Origin of the sequence: Corynebacterium sp. MSK204 (genome assembly GCF_030229885.1) — a bacterium.
Taxonomy (GTDB): Bacteria; Actinomycetota; Actinomycetes; order Mycobacteriales; family Mycobacteriaceae; genus Corynebacterium.
On sequence record NZ_JASPGQ010000051.1, the window covers coordinates 1 to 1001 of the forward strand.

Here is a 1001-nt window from a genome sequence, read left to right on the forward strand (position 1 = left end):
CCTGCTATTTAAAAGGCGTGTCCACACGTAGGATGAACGATCTCGTCGCCAGTTTGGGAATTAATAATCTTTCAAAGTCGCAGGTATCTGACATGGCTAAAGACCTGGACGAGATGGTCGAAGACTTCCGTACCCGACCACTCGATACCGGTCCATACCTGTATGTTGCCTGTGATGCATTGACCATGAAAGTCCGCGAAGGAGGACGCGTGGTCAAAGCTTCCGTCCTCGTGGCTACCGGGGTTAATGCCGAAGGCTATCGTGAGCTATTGGGCATGCAGGTTGCTACATCTGAGTCTGTGGCGTCGTGGACTGGGTTCTTTAGGGATCTTAAAGCTCGCGGACTTAATGAGGTCTATCTTGTCACCAGTGACGCGCATCTAGGAATCCAGCATGCGATTAGTGACGTGTTGCCGAATGCGTCCTGGCAGCGGTGTCGAACGCACTTTTCTAAAAACCTGTCTTCGATGGTTGCCAAGACCCAGTGGCCAACCCTATCGGCGATGTTTCATACGATATTCCAGCAACCAGACTCGGAATCGGTGTGGTCCCAAGCACGTGAGGTCGTAGCGTTTTGTGAAGATAAATTCCCCCACGTTGCCAGCTACCTGGAAGAAGCCCTCGACGAGCTCTTAGCTTTTACCAACGCCCCGAAATCCGTCTGGAAGAAAGTCTGGTCGAATAACCCTACTGAACGGCTCAATCGTGAAATCCGCAGGCGTACGGATGTTGTAGGCATCTTCCCCAATCGTGACGCTGTCGTGCGCCTTGTTGGTGCTGTCCTAGCAGAACAACACGATGACTGGATCCAGCAAAACCGCTACATGTCACTAACCAGCCTGGAACAGACCAAAGCATTGATTACCGCCAACGTCATAGACGCTGACACCACCAAGGAGGTCGCATGAACCAGTTAAAGCACCGAGCACGTGCTGGCCCCTGACACCATCACACTGCATGCTCTATCGAAAGGTAGAAACACCACTCAAACGGACTTGACC

Annotated in this window: 1 protein-coding gene; it reads left to right on the forward strand. The window is 52.0% G+C overall.

From position 1 onward, the window contains the following. Window positions 1–908, forward strand: a 908-nt coding sequence (locus QP908_RS11735; RefSeq protein ID WP_284772364.1) for an IS256 family transposase, incomplete at its 5' end; no start/stop codon positions are given. Window positions 909–1001: the final 93 nt, after the last annotated feature.